Below are 15,582 nucleotides of genomic sequence, written 5' to 3'. Positions count from 1 at the left end.
TTTTTTCAAACGAACGATCTGCTCGGAAGAGAGGAAAGGGTCGGCTCTTAATGTGGACTATTTCCAGATTACAGGCTCTGTCAAGGATTTTATTTTTGCTTTGTCCTTTTTTTAGACGCGGATTTTTTCTTCGAACTTACCGACTTTTTTTTAGAAGCCGGTTTAGTTTTGGATTCCGCGATTGCAGGTTTGTTTGTTTGTGGAACAGTCTTCTTGGTCGAAGTTTGTTTACCGGTTTTTTTCCTAGGAATCGGCTGGTCCTTATTCAATTTAAACCTACCCGTTAGATCCAAAAACTTAATTCTATTTTGTAATGTGGTTCTTGGTACTCCCAGATCCAAAGCTGCATGGGAAACGTTCTCTTGGTTTCTTTTGAGTGTATGGTAAATATAACTTCCTTCCACTTCCTTTAATACGGTCTCTAGAGGAAGTTTTTGATTGAACGCTTCCGTAACGGAAGGGAATTCCATCCCTTCTCCGTCTTGGCTGTTTAGTTTTGCGGAAGCCGGGGAGAAATGATACAGATAACCCAGAGGTTTTCCTTTTTGTTTTAGGATAGATACTCTAACGATGGAATCCAGATCGGGAAGAAATGTCTGAACGGAAAGTCTACCTTCTTCCAATCTTAACTCGTGGGTCTTGAGATAATTTCCCAGTAGGTCTTTGGACATTTCTTTCAGAAGTTTTTCCGCCTGAAGAATACTGTCTCTAAACCATTTTTTGACCAGTATCTCTTTTTCGAACGTTTCGTTATAAAATACGGTATGTCCATCCAGGTCTGTAGCAATCAGTCCATCCGGAAAGTTTTGGAGAAGTACTTCCATAAACCACTGGTTTTGTTTCTCTTTTTCTTCTTCCGTTTTTTGCGGAGAAGGTTTTGGTTTTTCCGTCTCCTTTGCCATCCAAGACGATCTACTCAGTTCTGCGAGAAACCTGGGCTTGTCCCAGTCTTCTAATTTTTCTCCCAAGGGACCTAGAACAGGTATTGCCCTTTGTTTTTGGAAAAATGCAAGAACGGTTTCCGGAATTTCTCGGATAAGAAACTCTTCAGGGATCCTTTCGAACTCCCTTTCGGAAGCGCTTAAGTCCGCAAGTTCCATTAAAACTCTTTCTTTAGGGAGTAATCCTAGTATACCTTTTCCTTCTTCCCAAACAGGTAAATGACTGGCAGGGCTATAGAGAAAAAATTTATATAAAACTTCGATTCTCATTGGAAGAAGGAGGATAATTTTCCTCCCGAATGACTTCTTTTGAAGCCTAACCGAGAAAATTCCTCTACTTTTTTCTGCGCTTAGGATAGTTTTTTTGATTTGAGACTATTACTTAATGAGGCGGTCTGCAGCTTTGCGGTATTCTTCGGGATAAGGAAGTTTGGATACTTTCAAGCTGGAAAGGGAGTATTTTAAAGATCTCTTATATAGAACTAATGCGTAAAGATGATTGCCATCTCGACGGAATTTATTTCCGGAAAGCCATTCCTCTCTTGCCATTCTAAAGTAATCGTTTGCCTTCTCTTCTTCCTTGGCGGTAAGCGGATGACGATCTTCGGATTCCATTTTTAAAAAACGGGATTCTTTTGCCACATGTTGGAGTAATTTATCGGAAGAAGTTTCCGCAAATTCGGACCAACGTTTCATGGATTCAGGCAACGCTCTTTCGAGCAACGCTAGGCTATCCGTCTTTTCCTGAATACTTCCCGCTTTGGAAGCGGAGTTCAGGTCTGCGGAATAATTTTCTATTTTTTGCAGATCTTTTTTGAGTTCCGAAGATTCGAAAGAATTTCCGATCTCTCTTAGTATCCTAACTTTCGAATCCACTGATTTTTTTCTTTCTCTGAATCCTTGTGTGGACTGAGAAGAATAGATCCTTCCTGCCAGAATTGTAGCCGCGAGTACGGAAAATACTACCAGCCATTTCCAAAACCCCCTTCCCTTTACTCTCAGGGAAATGATCTCGGCAGGAGTCGGAAGATCCATTAGTTGCTCCCTCCTTGCGGAGGAACCGGAGGTAGCGCTTCTTTTTTGTTGATATCGTCCACCCGGATCTCTTCATTACTTTTTTCTAAAAAAGAAACTCTTCCATTCGTGATAAAACTATAATTATCGTCGTGGACTTCCAGTATATCTACCGGATTGTCCTTTCCTTCTCCGGGAGGAGCGATCTTTTGGCTGAGTAATTCGTTATCTATATAATCGATAAGTGTGTTTCTGATACGATCGTAATCCGAAATATTTTCTTTTTCCGCGATATTTCTGACCTCGTCCAGGTTCACGAACTGGAATTCACGCTTATCGTCATTCGGAGTTTTAGATGCGATCATTGCAAGAAGTGCGAATCTTCTGGCCCTTCTTGCGATCTTGATCCCTTCTCCGAAAAGGACCAGCTTCACTCTGAATTGGTACGGAGAAGAATTATAAGCGCTGGTAAAATTGTCCTCCGAAGATTTCAGATCTCGGAAACCAAGCTTCAATAAATGTTGTGCGATCTTATCGTTGGAACGAATGATCATCGGAGAAGCGGCTTCCAAAAGAATACGAGCGGTTTTGATATAATTCTCGTGAACTACCTGGAAAATATCTTTCATTTCCCCTTGGGCGGATTTCAGGTTTTTATAAGATAAACTGTAATTACTTTGGAAATACCACATATTTCCGTTGAAGTCCGCTTGGTTTGCCTTTTTGAAGGATCTATAATTGTCCAAAGTATTCAATTTTTTGAAAAGTTCTTCCTGCCCACCGGTCGTTGTCTTTTGTCCCGATTGGGCATTCTCCGCAGCGGTTGCCACTCCTGCCTGGGATTTAGGTCCCGCACCTTCTTCCAACGGTGGTGCAAGATTACTCACACAAATATTGATGAACTTTATATTTATTTTATTCTCATCTATCAGGATCGCGAGATTTGTCTGGTCGGGAGAAACGGCGTAAGTCCTATCCGTGAAAAAAATCGGCGTCGCAGCGAATAATAAAAGAAGAATGCGTGTATATTTCGAACCCATAGCTTTCCCTACTAGTAGTCTATCGGCAGGGTCTCGAAATGTATATTCTCTTTTTTTGAGGAATTAAGTCAGGTTTTTTGGTTCGCACAGAGATTAAGGTTCGCACGGAGGCCACGGAGATCACAGAGGATTTGGCGGTTCCTACATGAAAGAAACCCCTCCGTGTTCTCTGTGAGCTCTGTGCGAAATTTTGATAAAATTAAAGAGAACTAATCCGGCGGATTGCTTCGATTACGTCGTCTTTTTTGCCAAAGGCGGAAAGTCTGAAGTAACCCTCTCCAGCCGGTCCAAAACCTGAGCCTGGAGTTCCTACCACCTGGGCCTTATCCAATAAATGGTCGAAGAAGTCCCATGAGCTGAGATTATTCGGGGTTTTGAGCCAGATATAAGGCGCGTTCACCCCGCCGAATACTTCGTAACCCGCCTTGATCAATCCTTCTCGGATGAGTTTGGCATTACTCATATAAGTATCGATACTTGCGCGGATCTCTTTTTTGCCCTGAGGAGAGTAGATTGCCTCTGCCGCTTTTTGAGTCACATAAGAAACACCGTTGAACTTGGTAGTATGTCTTCTGCTCCAAAGTTGTCCGATCGAAACTTCCTGACCGTCTTTTGTTTTTCCCTTTAATTCTTTAGGAATTACGATATAAGCGCAACGAAGTCCGGTAAATCCTGCGGTTTTGGAGAAGGAGCGAAATTCTATCGCGACCTCTTTAGCTCCTTCTACCTCGTAAATGGATCTTGGAACTCCCGGTTCGGAAATGAATGCCTCGTATGCGGAATCGTAGAGTATAATACTATTATTCTTTTTCGCGTATTCCACCCAAGCTTTGAGAGATTCTTTAGAAGCAACTGTTCCGGTGGGATTATTCGGAAAACATAAATAGATCAGATCCGGTCTTTCTTTCGGGAAATCAGGCTGGAATCCATTTTCTTTAGTGGAAGGCATATAGATCAGGTTAGCATATCTTCCGTCAGGTCCAGCTTCTCCCGTTCTTCCTGCCATTACGTTTGTATCAACATACACAGGGTATACAGGATCACCGATCGCGATTTTTGCGTCCCCAGAGAATATTTCCTGGATATTTCCGCAGTCACATTTGGATCCGTCGGATACAAAAATTTCGCTCTCGTCCAGTTTTACACCAAGAGGAGCGTAATCATTATCCGCAATTGCTTTGAGTAAGAAAGAATATCCCTGCTCCGGTCCGTATCCATGGAATCCTTCCGGAGTTCCCATTTCTTTCGATGCAGAAACAAGCGCATCCACAACGGCAGGAGCCAAAGGAAGAGTAACGTCACCGATCCCTAATCGGATGATCTTCGCGTTAGGATGTTTTTCTGAATAAACTTTTACTCTTCTTGCTATCTCCGGGAAAAGGTACCCGGCTTTTAATTTCAGATAATTTTCGTTTATATTCGCCATTGAATTATTCGTAATCCTCGTCTATGTTTTGGATCGGTTTGCGTCCCGCAAAACCCTCGTCGTATCCGTGTTCGAAAAGAAGATCCTCTTCTCCCAGATGCCAACAATAATAACCTTTTCCGTTGTCGAAGTCCACGAGCCAAAGCCCTTTGACCTCTATACCAAGTTCTCGGATCTTTCCGGACCATTCCACCAGAAGTTCTTCCACTTTGGTCTCTCTGGCTTCTTGTTCATTCTCCTGGTATAATCCGTTTTTCAGTTCTTGGTGAACCTTTCCCACGGTTTCGTAAAATTCTTCCGTGATGGATCGGACATAGGGAAGGATTTTACGAGCTTCTTCATATGTCCAGATCTTACGTTCCATTCCACTCCGTTTAAAAACGAACGCCCAACGAAAGGCAGAGTAATGTCATTCTGCTCACCACTCCGTATTTTGCCTGACGAAAATATGCCGCGTTCGGAAGATCGTCGACATCCGTAGAGAGTTCGTTCACTCTTGGAAGAGGATGAAGCACTGTTGTCTCTTTTTTGGATGCAAGTATCAATTCTTTGTTCAACTTGAAGGATTCTTTTAATCTTTCGTATTCCCTATGATCCGGAAATCTCTCTTCTTGGATGCGGGTAACGTAGGCTACGTCGCATTCCCAAACTTTTTTGATATCGTCCGATTCTTCGAAAGTGATGGGAAATCCTGCAAGCCCCTTCTTATAAGACTCGGGTAGCGCAAGCTCAGGCGGAGAAATCAGGTACAAGTGAACTTTATAATGGCGGAGAAGATTGATCAAACTGTGTATCGTTCTTCCGTATTTTAGATCGCCGATGAAGGCAAGAGTAAGTCCGTCCAATTTTCCTTTTTCGGAAATGATCGTGTATAGATCCAGTAGCGCTTGAGTAGGATGTTGCCCTGCCCCATCTCCCGCATTGATGACCGGTATCTTTACGGCACCTGCCGCAATCCTAGAAGAACCTTCTACCGGATGTCGGATGACCGCTATGTCTGCATAAGCCTCTACCATTTTCATGGTATCATACAGGGTTTCCCCCTTAGAGATGGAAGAAAATTGAAAACCAACAGTGGAGATAACCCTTCCACCCAGTCTTTCCATGGCGGCCTCGAAGGAAAGCCTGGTTCTTGTAGAAGCTTCGAAAAATAAAGATGCCAGAAGTTTGCCTTCTAAGATCCCAAAGGCCTTATTTTGCTCCACCAGCCTTTCCATCTCTCGAGTTCTTTCGACTAAAAAGTCCAGATCCTCTTTGGAAAACTGGTCCGTATCCAGGATATTCTTATGCTCGTACGCCATTTTCTGGACAGATTGATCCGACCTGGATCGGAGGCAAGAGAATTAGCGAGTTTCGCACAGAGATACAGAGTCAAAAAGAGACACAGCGTTTTTCCCACACAAAGCCACAAAGACACGGAGTTGGGTTAACTAAAATTCAAATCCTCTCTGCGGCTCTGAGCCTCTGTGTGAAAATATCTCCGAGCCTCTTAATCCTCTGAGACTTTCCTCTTAATGGTGCTTCGATTCCGGTTAGTGAAGAGATTTAATCGTTTAAAAAAAGCTTTCCCAACCTTTGTAAAAGAGTATCTTTAGTACAAGTTTTCTATGACCGAGAAAGATTCCATCCAGGAAATTATAGATATATATAAGAATGATATAGATCGAACCTTAATTCGGGAGAATCTAAAATTGACACCGACGGAACGTATTCGTAAATTGGAGGAACTCCAACAGGTTGCCGAAGAAACAAGACGGGCAGGAAAGAAATGGCTGCAATCTCATAAATGACAAAATTTGAGAAGATATTAGAACTATTAGAGAATGCCGAGATAGATTATATTTTAATCGGAGGTCTTGCGGCAACTGCCTTCGGTTCTTCCCGTTTAACTACCGACATTGATCTGATCTATTCTAGATCCTCTGAAAATCGCAAAAAGATTTCGGAAATGTTTTCTTCCTTACATCCATATCTAAGAGGAGCTCCTCCAAATTTACCTTTTCAATTCGATGAAAGAACTCTTTCTTCTGGCTTGAATTTCACCTTAAGTACGGATCTAGGAGATATAGATCTTCTAGCAGAGGTTCCCGGTGGAAATTACGAAAGTTTAAAGAATGACACAATAGATCTGGAAATTTTTGGACAAAAATGTAAATGTATCGGTTTACGAAAACTGATCGAACTTAAAAAAGCAAGCGGTCGCCCAAAAGACTTTGAAGCGATTGCAGAACTCCAAGCAATTTTAGAAGAACAAGATCGATCTTAAAATCATCAAGTTTCAGTACCAGGCTTTAGAAAGATTCAAAGTATAATCATCTCGCACAGAGAACACTGAGTTCACAGAGAGTTTTTGGTGTTTAGTTTTCCCAATTTTTCTCTGTGTCCTCGGTGAGTTCCGTGCGCCTTTATTTTTGCTTTCTTAGTGATGCTTAGGCGCGGGCTTCGACGTAAACCCCATCTTAGCTCTTAGATTAGTGAATACCGAAAGTGTTACAGGAACATAAAGTAAACTTCCCAGTGTCCCGAATCCAAGTCCCCAACCTAAAGCTAAGGTCATAGGAATCAAAACCGGATCCGATCCACCTACACTATACGCAGTAGGAAGAAGTCCCGCAACGGTAGTCAATGTGGTTAATAAGATAGGACGGAATCTTCTGCGGCTTGCTTCGAGTAATATCTCATCCAAAGGTGCATTGGAAGATTTACGGATAGAATCGATACAATCCACAAGGACGATGGAGGCGTTTACTAACACTCCTGCGAGTCCGATGATACCGATCATAGCTAAGAAACTGAATGCCTTTCCGGACAATACGAATCCTGCTACGATCCCCACAAACCCAAGTGGAATTGTGCTCAAGATTAGTATAGGCCTTACCACGTTCTGCAAGGTTAACGCAAGAATAATAAAGATCCCGAGTAACGCGATGAGTCCCGCTTTTCCGAGTGAGGCCATGGATCTTTGTGTGTCCTTCTCCTCTCCTCCGAACACAATGGATACTCCGGGATATTGTCTTTCGATCAAAGGTTTGAACTCGTCGATTACCTTCTGATTTGCTTCTCTCGAAGTCATTCCGGATTCCATCTTAATATCCGCATTCACCGTGATCGCTCTTTCAAAATCCCTATGAGAAAGTAATTCAGGAGAATCTTTCAGATCCATTCTGGAAATTTTGGCAAGGTTGGTGATATTTCCAGCCTTATTCCGAAGAGGAATACTTTTGACTTCTTCCGGATTTTTTCGGAAACTCTTATCGTACATGACTCTCAGATAAATTTTGGTCTTCCCTTGCCGAACATTACCCGCTCTTTCTCCATCGTATGCTGTTCGGAGCATGTTTGCAGCGGAGAAGGTTGAAACTCCGGTAAAACTTTCCAATCCCTCATCGAGCTGGATATACATCTGTTTTCGTCCGTTCCGATAATCATCTCGAACCGAATGTACACCCTTGATTCCTTTTAAGAAAGATTGTAGATCAGCGGAAACTTTTTTTAGAACTTCGTAATCTTTTCCGAGTACTCCGATCGTAATAGGTGCACCGATCGGAGGTGCCATCGCCATTTCTTCCAAATATACATCGGAGAGTCCTGGAGTTTTTCGAATATCATCCTCGATGGAAGCTAATATTTCGGAGGCTTTTCTCACCCTTTGAGATTCCGGAGTGAGATATACCATGATCACTCCTAAGTTTTCTCCGAATCTTGATAATGGATCGTCCGGATCTGTTTGTTGCACTCCGATCTTGGTGGAGTAGCTCACCAATTCTTCTTTAGGGATCTTTTTCAAGATCTCTTCCATATACTTCATCTTATCTCTGGTTTGGAAGATACGAGAAGAAGGAGGAAACTCCGCTTTGATCAGGAAGATCTCAATATCTTCCTTCGGAAAAAGAATAAAGTCCATCTGGGACATGACACCGCAGGAACTCATAACGATTAGCAGGATCGCAAAGAAGGATTTATTTCGATTACGGATCATCAAAGCTACAAAATCGGCGAACCTTTCCTCCATTCTTGCAAAAAAATCGTCCAAAGTTCTTCTGAACTTGGATGCCTTCTTTAATTCTTCCGGAGTTTTCGCAAAAGCCGCGATACGGGAGGGAAGAAATAAGAAAGACTCGATCAAACTTGCAGTCAATGCGATGATCACCACAAGCGGGATCTGCCAGATAAATTTCCCCATGATCCCCGCCATAAATAACATGGGAAGGAATGCGGCCACGGTAGTGAGATATGATCCGAATATCGGCACCAACATTTCCGTGGTCCCTTTCAAGGCGGCGGAAGTTTTGTCCATCTTCTCGCCTATATAGGTATAAATGTTTTCCGAAATCACAATGGAGTTATCCACAAGCATCCCAAGAGAGATGATGAGTCCCATCATGGAGATCATATTGAAGGAAACGTCAAAGAACGGAAGCGCCGCAAATGTCATAAGCATCGAGATCGGCAGGGACATGGAAGTCAAAGTTGCAGTCCGGAAATCCAAGAACAAAAACAGGATCCCGAAAACGATTAAAAACCCGATGAGCGCATTCGAAGAAACCACGTTCAATCTGTTCTTAGTCCTTTGTGCTTCATCATTTAATTTGAATGTTTTAATGCCTTCAGGGTAAACTTTTTCCAGTTCTTTTAGTCTGGTTTGGACCATATCTGCGACTTCTATCGCATCTGCTCTTTCTTTTTTGATCACGGAAAGAACCAACCCCTGCTGTCCGTTTGCGATCGCAAGGAATCTCGGATATTCGAACGTATCCTCTACCCTTGCCAGATTTCCGATACGCACGGTGGAGAATATATCGTTGGTCCGTATAGGGATCTTTCCGATCTCGGAAGGACTTTTAAATTCACCGTCAATCCTGAGATCGAATGCATTCTCCGAATCCACGGAACCTGCAGGTAAATTAATATTCCGAGTACGGATCGTTCTTGTGATATCCGAAAGATCCAATTGGTATTGTTTTAATCTATCCGCGTTTACGAGTATATGCCATTCTCTATCACGTTTTCCGAATACGTCCACTCTGGCTATTCCCGGGATCTTTTCCAATTCCAGTTCTATAAATTCCGCGATAGTATGAAGTTCTATCTCGTCCTTACCGCCATAAACGGAGAAATCCATGATCGGAAAGGAACCAGATTTTCTTTCCGTAATTTTCGGTTTTTCCGTAACCTGCGGAGGAAAATCGGAGATAGCATTGTCTACGGCTCTTCGGATCTCATCCAAAACTTTTTCCGGATCCTTTTCCTCTAAGCTTACACGAACGTCTATGTCCGAAACGGAGTTACGGGAGAAGGAACGGATCTCATCAATGCCGTCTATTTCCTTGATCTTTTCTTCGATAGGATACGTTACCCGCAATTCCACGTCCGCCGGAGAAGCCCCGGGAAATTTCGTAGTGATTACGAGCTGTTTCATATCTACGTTCGGAAAAGCGTCCCTGCGCAAACCGCAAAGGGACATTCCCCCCGCGGCAAAAATGAATATGACCCCCAAATACATGAAGAGTCTATTGTGTATGAAAGATTGTATTATTGTTCTCATATATTTTCTTTTTATTTAGAAATTTTTCCATCCAAAGGTTCTAAGAGCCCGCCCCATTGGCTCCATGCTTGTTTTATAAAACTTTTATCCCAGGTTTCTCCGCAAACTTCCATCTGTTTCGGCAATCGATCCCAGGAACATCCCGGGAATCGATGATGGATCCTATGATAATTAAAATGTAAAAAAAACGCGCTTACCGTTTCAGGTAGAGTTAAATTATAAGCCGAATTTTTATCATTAATTTCTTTCCCATAATGATACGCATTATCAAAAAATGATATAAAAAAGGATCTACTCAGAAGAAGAAATACCAACAAAGGCCAATTACTCCCGAAAAGCAAAAAAGAAGGAATATAAAAGGCCAAGATCCAAAAAATATCCTTTCGTAATTCTTCCAAAATTTCGGGGCGATAGATCCATTTAAAAAAACCTTCCTCTATCGGATACTCAATGAATTGATCCACGATCGGTTTTGTCCAACGAGACGGTAGTGAAAGTAAAAGCCCAGTACCAACTTCGAAAATATATGTGGCCACAGTAATTCTGAAATAATAATTCAAATTCTGGAACCATCTAGGCTTTCGAGAAGAAGGATCAAAAAATTCGATCCTATCCCCGGGCTCCCTATTGAACTTATGATGCATCAAGTGACTACATTTCAGAACGGAATAAGGAGCTCCGAACACGATACAAAGGAATCTTCCCCAAAAATGATTTTGTTTTCTTTCATTTGAAAAATTCCCGTGGATACTTTCATGGATCAAATTCCAAAAAGTATAGGATACCGGTCCTAAAACTGCGGCAAAAACCCAAGCTATCCAATATGGAAACTCCTCATGTAAGAGTCCCCAGGGTAACAAATAATGGAAGCCGATAAATAGAATTAATACCGTCAGCGAAAGTTTTCTATTTTTCGCAAAAGGTAGTTCCCTGATTTGGATAGAAGCTTCCATTTAGGATAGATCGGGTGAGATCGGAATTTTCTGCAAGCAACCTGCTGAATTGGGTAGCGGCGACATCGGTCGGTTTGAAAAAAAATATTTAGTTCTCATCCAGGCCGAAAGAATGGAAATAAATTAAACCGACCCTGTTCTTTTGAAAAAATTCGGCTCCAAAAATGTTACAAGAGGTCCAAAACAACAATATGAATTTAATATTCTATCCTGCGACTCTCTTACTTGCATTCTCGTGCTTCTATTGTTTTCCCCTGGATCCGGACAGACTAAAGTCCCCCAGTTATAGAGAAGGCAGATATCATAATTTGGATCCGGATGAAGAATTACAGGGTAAATCTCCTTTGGCAATCCTGCGCTGGAAGGTCTTAGGTCCCAAAGATCCACCTACTGTAGAAGGACTAACTGAAGAACTTCCCTTAGTATTGGAAAGAAACTCGGAAGATTTGATCGCTCCGGAAGGAAAAGTGCGAGTGGTATGGTTCGGGCATGCAACGGTTTGGATCTCTTCCACAAAAAATGGAAAAACGGTAAATGTTCTGACGGACCCTATTTTTGAAGCTCCTATCCTTGTGTCTAGGCTAGTCGATCTTCCTATCCCGAAAGAGTATCTTCCTCCGGTTGATTTTGTAGTAGTGAGTCATGCTCATAGGGACCATTTGGACAGGGATACATTGCGTTACCTAAGAAGTAAAAATCCGGACCTACTGATACTTCTCCCTTCCGGCATGCAATCCTTTTCGGAAGAAGAAAAGCTGGGAAAAACCGTCTCCCAAGAGTTAGGCCAAGTTAGCGGTAAGGATTCGGTAAACATCACATTTCTTCCTGCACATCACTGGAGTAGAATGGGATTCACGGACACAAACCAATATTTCTGGGGAAGTTATTCTATTGAAGCCCAAGGAAAGATCGTCTACTTTGCAGGAGACACAGGATATTCTTCCCATTTTAAAAATATCTCGAAACGACTGGGTAAACCCATCGATCTCGCACTTCTGCCTATCGGAGCGTATAAACCTAGATGGTTTATGAAATATGCGCATATCGGACCCGAGGAAGCCTTGCTGGCGACCAAGGATCTAAATGCAAAGTCATTTGCACCTATCCATTGGGGAACATTTCCTTTAGGGGACGATCTTCCCAAGGAGCCAATGTTGGATCTAAAACAAAGATTATCTTTTCCTTCTTCACCGGATACACAAGGGATCTATCCTAGTTCCGACGGAATTTCCTGGGGAAATAAAGATGGGGTTAAAATTCTACCTTGGACTATCGGAAGTGGAATAGACCTGGAATGATTTCCAAAAATCTACCTTAAAAGACTACTGAAACTTTTCTTGAATTCAGGTCGAAAATGTATTCAAGGATGTTTCCTTAAAATCGATTTACGAAAAACGGCCCTAAAATACATTACAATATTTTAATATGCATAAGTTTTCCTTCCCCCTCTTTTGACGGCAGAGAAGGAAGGAACTTATACATATTAGCAAAGCGAAGTAAAACAAGTTCCCCGCCGAATAAACAAAAATACAGATTAAGAGCGAACCGAAATTTTTAGGATTTGCGGAAATGATTGCCTCCAAACGTATCCCTTTTTAACCTTCCTGAAATGATCTCCGGACTCCAAGGTTCCATCCGAAAACTAGAAGTTGGTACCGTGCACTTAGATGTTCACGGAGTAACTTATGAAATAATAATTTCCTTCAAAACCTATTGGGAACTGAAAGAATACCAAACTTCCGCAAAAGAAGTCAGACTGCATATACATCATTCCATCAACGAAAGAGGACAAAAACTTTTCGGATTCCTGCAAGAAAGAGATAAAGAATTTTTCAAAGTGATGAAGGGCTTGCATGGGATCGGCGAAATGACCGCCCTCAAAGTTTTATCCTTCTTCAGTCCTTGGGAATTGCATAAGATCGCTTCCTCAGGAGAAGCAAAGGACTTGGAAAAAATCCCGAAAGTCAGGGCCAAAACCTCCGAAAAAATCTTTTTCGAAGTAAAACAAAATTTAAAAAAACTGGAATTATTCTTGGAAGCAGGTTCCGAGGATCCTTCTATTCCGGAAACTTCCAAAGAAAGACTTCCTTCTCCGGAAGATCGTTTTAAGGAAACCGCAGTACAAGCACTCGTTCAATTAGGATTTGAAGACAAATCCGCTTTAAAGGAAGTGGAGAAAATCCTAAAAAAACAAAATTTTACGGATACAGGAGAACTGATCCGAGAGATATTGAAAAATCTATAAATTAGCTCGGCTTCTACCTTGCCGAGAAACAAATAACAGCGCGAACCTCCCTTTTGCCTCTTTGGATACCTGCCAAATCGGCAATCTATTGCCGTATTCTTCAACTCAAGTCCGGAAACGGGAGTTCCTACCTGAAAAAATTTCCGATTTTTGGCCGACCCAGGTGAAAAAAACTTGTAAGAAATACTTCATATTCAAAGTAATATACTTTAATAATAAACTATTAATTCCTAAATTAATAGAAGGAAGTATTCAAAATGTTAGAAACACTTTTAGCAACCAGCAACGATATCGTTCCACTGGTCTTAAGATTAACCCTCGGGATCGTAATCTTCCCGCACGGCGCCCAAAAGTTATTGGGTTGGTTCGGCGGTTACGGATTCAAAGGAACCTACGGTTATTTTACACAAACTGCGGGACTTCCAGGGATCATCGCATTCTTAGTCATCATAGGTGAATCCTTCGGTTCGGTGGCACTCGTCCTAGGACTACTCACTCGTTTCTCCGCAATTTCAATCGGTATCATCATGTTAGGTGCAGCCCTACTCGTTCACAGAGAACATGGATTTTTTATCAACTGGTTCGGAGCTCAAAAAGGAGAAGGTTACGAATTCCAAATATTGGCCATCGGACTTGCAATCGCGTTAGCGATTACAGGCGGAGGAGCTTACTCTTTGGATCTAGCGATCCTTTCTTCACTCTAAAATAAAATTGCAACCCCTCTGTGAACTCAGTGTTCTCCGTGCGAAATGTTTTTACACTTTTAGATCGCACGGAGCCCACCGAGAACACGGAGGTTTTCGAAATTAATATTTATAAGCCTTATCTTCCAATTGCGCCTTACGTGTAGTAGTTGCAGAAGGATCGATATCAGCTTGGGCCACAGTCACATAGGGGCTACCAGTTCCACCGGAAGCGTATGAATTATAATTGATGGTCCCGCTCGGAGCAGAAGTGTCCAATAGAGAAGCCCAAGGAAACGTTTTCGCTCCTTTGATCCTGGTCTCAAACAAAACATACTTCTTAGGAGTTCCACTCACACCTGCAGCAGGAGCGCCGGAATCATTCCAAGCGGTAGTGATATGATTCGCTCCTGCATTCGTGATTCCGACAGTTTGATCGAACTGAGCGGTAGGTCTTGCATCTACTATGATCTGTGTCCCGGTAAGTCCGGAAACGGAGGCCGCCCCATTCGCTTTTACGATCTTAATGATATCTTCTAAAGTTAGAGTGATGATCGTATTATCCACTTTCAATTGTTTTACGCTAAAATTCCCGTTCGCATTAGGGGCCGTATCCTTCGTCGCGGAAAGATAAGTAGCGTTCGTAAAATTGGTCCTGATATCTCCGTTTAAGATCGCAAGATGTTTGATGTCCGCTCCCCAATATCTCAACCAATAAATCCCTCTCGTAATATCCTGGGTTTGACTTCCGTTCGTATAAGCGGTACCGTTATTGTTCGCGGACCCGACCGCAAAAACTACCAGATCCGTATTCAAATTGATCCCATACACCTGAAGCCATTGGTCCACAGTTGCCCCATCCGCTTGGTAACGAACTGAGTTACGAATGAGTCCGGTATTTCTCTGTTGATTAAAACGAAATCCGGCTTGGAAATCGTCCAGATGATACACATAGACTCCGTTCGCATTATCAGACTTGATGTAGGATCTCCCGCTCGTATCTCCCGAAAAATTATTCGCAAGACTACTCTGTAAGATCACAAGTTTACCGCTGATATGAGCAGGCTTTTGGTTTTGCCAATCGCTTACCCAAGACTCCAGACGAGAAGCAGTGATGAGCCCCCATTCGTTATCATCATAAGAAGCCGCAGACTCATTCGTTAAATCCGAAGCCGAACTGACCGGAATGGAATTTCCAAAACCTGCCAAAACCGCCAATGCGGAATTGGAATCGCCACCCCCTGAATCGCAGGAGACAAACGTCCCCGAAACTAGGCCGAGTATTAGCCCAATATAGATCACCTTCATATATATTTCTCCTAACGCGGCAAGCCACGAGTTAGCTCTTTTTGCTTGGAAGGATTACAAAATCACCCGAAATATACAATATAACAGAAAAACGGGCGTAATAACGGAGAATATATTGAGTGAGTTTCTAAAGTATTACCACAGATATGTCTCGAAGGGAGATGACTCCCCCAGTCGCAGCGCAGAGGAGCAACAGTATTGCTCCGAATGTGAGACTAGGACCCAGATGAGCTGCAAATCTGGAGTCCCGCCGCTGCCGCCCTCGCCGAGGAATCTTTTTGTCCGAACACCCGGCCCGAAACATCTTCAAAAGTAAAAATCATAGGCTCACGCAGAGACGTGAAGTCGCGGAGGCTTTTGGACTTAGGTTTGTCTCTTCATTTAAAATCTCTTGTTGGAACTCCTGCTGAAAGGGGATGGACAGGAT

Annotated in this window: 14 protein-coding genes; 5 read left to right on the top strand and 9 right to left on the bottom strand. The window is 42.5% G+C overall.

The window, feature by feature from the left end; genetic code table 11:
- Nucleotides 1–89: 89 nt before the first annotated feature.
- The 6 genes from LEP1GSC192_RS11830 to pyrB form a co-directional block, all read right to left on the bottom strand.
- Nucleotides 90–1,211 (bottom strand): PAS domain-containing protein, encoded by a 1,122-nt coding sequence (locus LEP1GSC192_RS11830; protein ID WP_020770264.1) that lies wholly within the window; start codon nucleotides 1,209–1,211, stop codon nucleotides 90–92.
- Nucleotides 1,212–1,319: 108 nt separating this feature from the next.
- Complete coding sequence (locus tag LEP1GSC192_RS11825) at nucleotides 1,320–1,976, bottom strand: hypothetical protein (RefSeq protein WP_020770255.1); 657 nt, start codon at nucleotides 1,974–1,976, stop codon at nucleotides 1,320–1,322.
- On the bottom strand, nucleotides 1,976–2,995 hold the full coding sequence (locus LEP1GSC192_RS11820; RefSeq protein WP_020770220.1) for a hypothetical protein: 1,020 nt from the start codon (nucleotides 2,993–2,995) through the stop codon (nucleotides 1,976–1,978). The genes LEP1GSC192_RS11825 and LEP1GSC192_RS11820 overlap by 1 nt, the downstream gene beginning before the upstream one ends.
- 199 nt (nucleotides 2,996–3,194) lie before the next feature.
- Nucleotides 3,195–4,421 (bottom strand): LL-diaminopimelate aminotransferase, encoded by a 1,227-nt coding sequence (locus LEP1GSC192_RS11815; protein WP_020770228.1) that lies wholly within the window; start codon nucleotides 4,419–4,421, stop codon nucleotides 3,195–3,197.
- A gap of 4 nt (nucleotides 4,422–4,425) precedes the next feature.
- The gene (locus LEP1GSC192_RS11810; protein WP_020770201.1) at nucleotides 4,426–4,785 is read right to left on the bottom strand and encodes a DUF2203 domain-containing protein; all 360 of its coding nucleotides are present in this window, start codon (nucleotides 4,783–4,785) and stop codon (nucleotides 4,426–4,428) included.
- A 10-nt stretch (nucleotides 4,786–4,795) separates the two neighbouring features.
- Nucleotides 4,796–5,722 (bottom strand): aspartate carbamoyltransferase, encoded by a 927-nt coding sequence (pyrB, locus tag LEP1GSC192_RS11805; RefSeq protein ID WP_020770246.1) that lies wholly within the window; start codon nucleotides 5,720–5,722, stop codon nucleotides 4,796–4,798.
- Nucleotides 5,723–6,028: 306 nt separating this feature from the next.
- Between pyrB and LEP1GSC192_RS11800 the strand changes: the two genes are divergently transcribed.
- On the top strand, nucleotides 6,029–6,211 hold the full coding sequence (locus LEP1GSC192_RS11800) for a hypothetical protein (RefSeq protein WP_020770200.1): 183 nt from the start codon (nucleotides 6,029–6,031) through the stop codon (nucleotides 6,209–6,211).
- Nucleotides 6,208–6,687: a hypothetical protein gene (locus tag LEP1GSC192_RS11795; RefSeq protein WP_020770181.1), complete on the top strand. Its 480-nt coding sequence runs from the start codon at nucleotides 6,208–6,210 to the stop codon at nucleotides 6,685–6,687. The genes LEP1GSC192_RS11800 and LEP1GSC192_RS11795 overlap by 4 nt, the downstream gene beginning before the upstream one ends.
- 153 nt (nucleotides 6,688–6,840) lie before the next feature.
- Here the strand turns inward: LEP1GSC192_RS11795 and LEP1GSC192_RS11790 are convergent, their stop codons facing one another.
- Entirely contained in the window at nucleotides 6,841–9,966 is a 3,126-nt protein-coding gene (locus tag LEP1GSC192_RS11790) for an efflux RND transporter permease subunit (RefSeq protein ID WP_081603594.1), read from the bottom strand.
- An 11-nt stretch (nucleotides 9,967–9,977) separates the two neighbouring features.
- Nucleotides 9,978–10,919, bottom strand: coding sequence for a fatty acid desaturase (locus tag LEP1GSC192_RS11785; RefSeq protein WP_020770214.1), 942 nt, complete (start codon nucleotides 10,917–10,919; stop codon nucleotides 9,978–9,980).
- Between the two features lie 191 nt (nucleotides 10,920–11,110).
- Here LEP1GSC192_RS11785 and LEP1GSC192_RS11780 point away from each other — a divergent pair, with 191 nt between their 5' ends.
- From LEP1GSC192_RS11780 to LEP1GSC192_RS11770, 3 genes are all read left to right on the top strand, one after another.
- Nucleotides 11,111–12,217, top strand: a complete 1,107-nt coding sequence (locus LEP1GSC192_RS11780) for an MBL fold metallo-hydrolase (RefSeq protein WP_036089935.1) — start codon at nucleotides 11,111–11,113, stop codon at nucleotides 12,215–12,217.
- 311 nt (nucleotides 12,218–12,528) lie between these two features.
- The gene (ruvA, locus tag LEP1GSC192_RS11775; RefSeq protein WP_036089959.1) at nucleotides 12,529–13,164 is read left to right on the top strand and encodes a Holliday junction branch migration protein RuvA; all 636 of its coding nucleotides are present in this window, start codon (nucleotides 12,529–12,531) and stop codon (nucleotides 13,162–13,164) included.
- 257 nt (nucleotides 13,165–13,421) lie between these two features.
- Complete coding sequence (locus LEP1GSC192_RS11770; RefSeq protein ID WP_020770258.1) at nucleotides 13,422–13,868, top strand: DoxX family protein; 447 nt, start codon at nucleotides 13,422–13,424, stop codon at nucleotides 13,866–13,868.
- Nucleotides 13,869–13,970: 102 nt separating this feature from the next.
- Here LEP1GSC192_RS11770 and LEP1GSC192_RS11765 read toward each other — a convergent pair whose 3' ends face one another.
- Entirely contained in the window at nucleotides 13,971–15,155 is a 1,185-nt protein-coding gene (locus LEP1GSC192_RS11765) for a hypothetical protein (RefSeq protein ID WP_020770186.1), read from the bottom strand.
- Nucleotides 15,156–15,582: the final 427 nt, after the last annotated feature.

This window comes from Leptospira sp. B5-022, assembly GCF_000347035.1.
Classification (GTDB): domain Bacteria; phylum Spirochaetota; class Leptospiria; order Leptospirales; family Leptospiraceae; genus Leptospira_B; species Leptospira_B cinconiae.
This window is presented reverse-complemented; position numbering and strand designations above follow the sequence as displayed.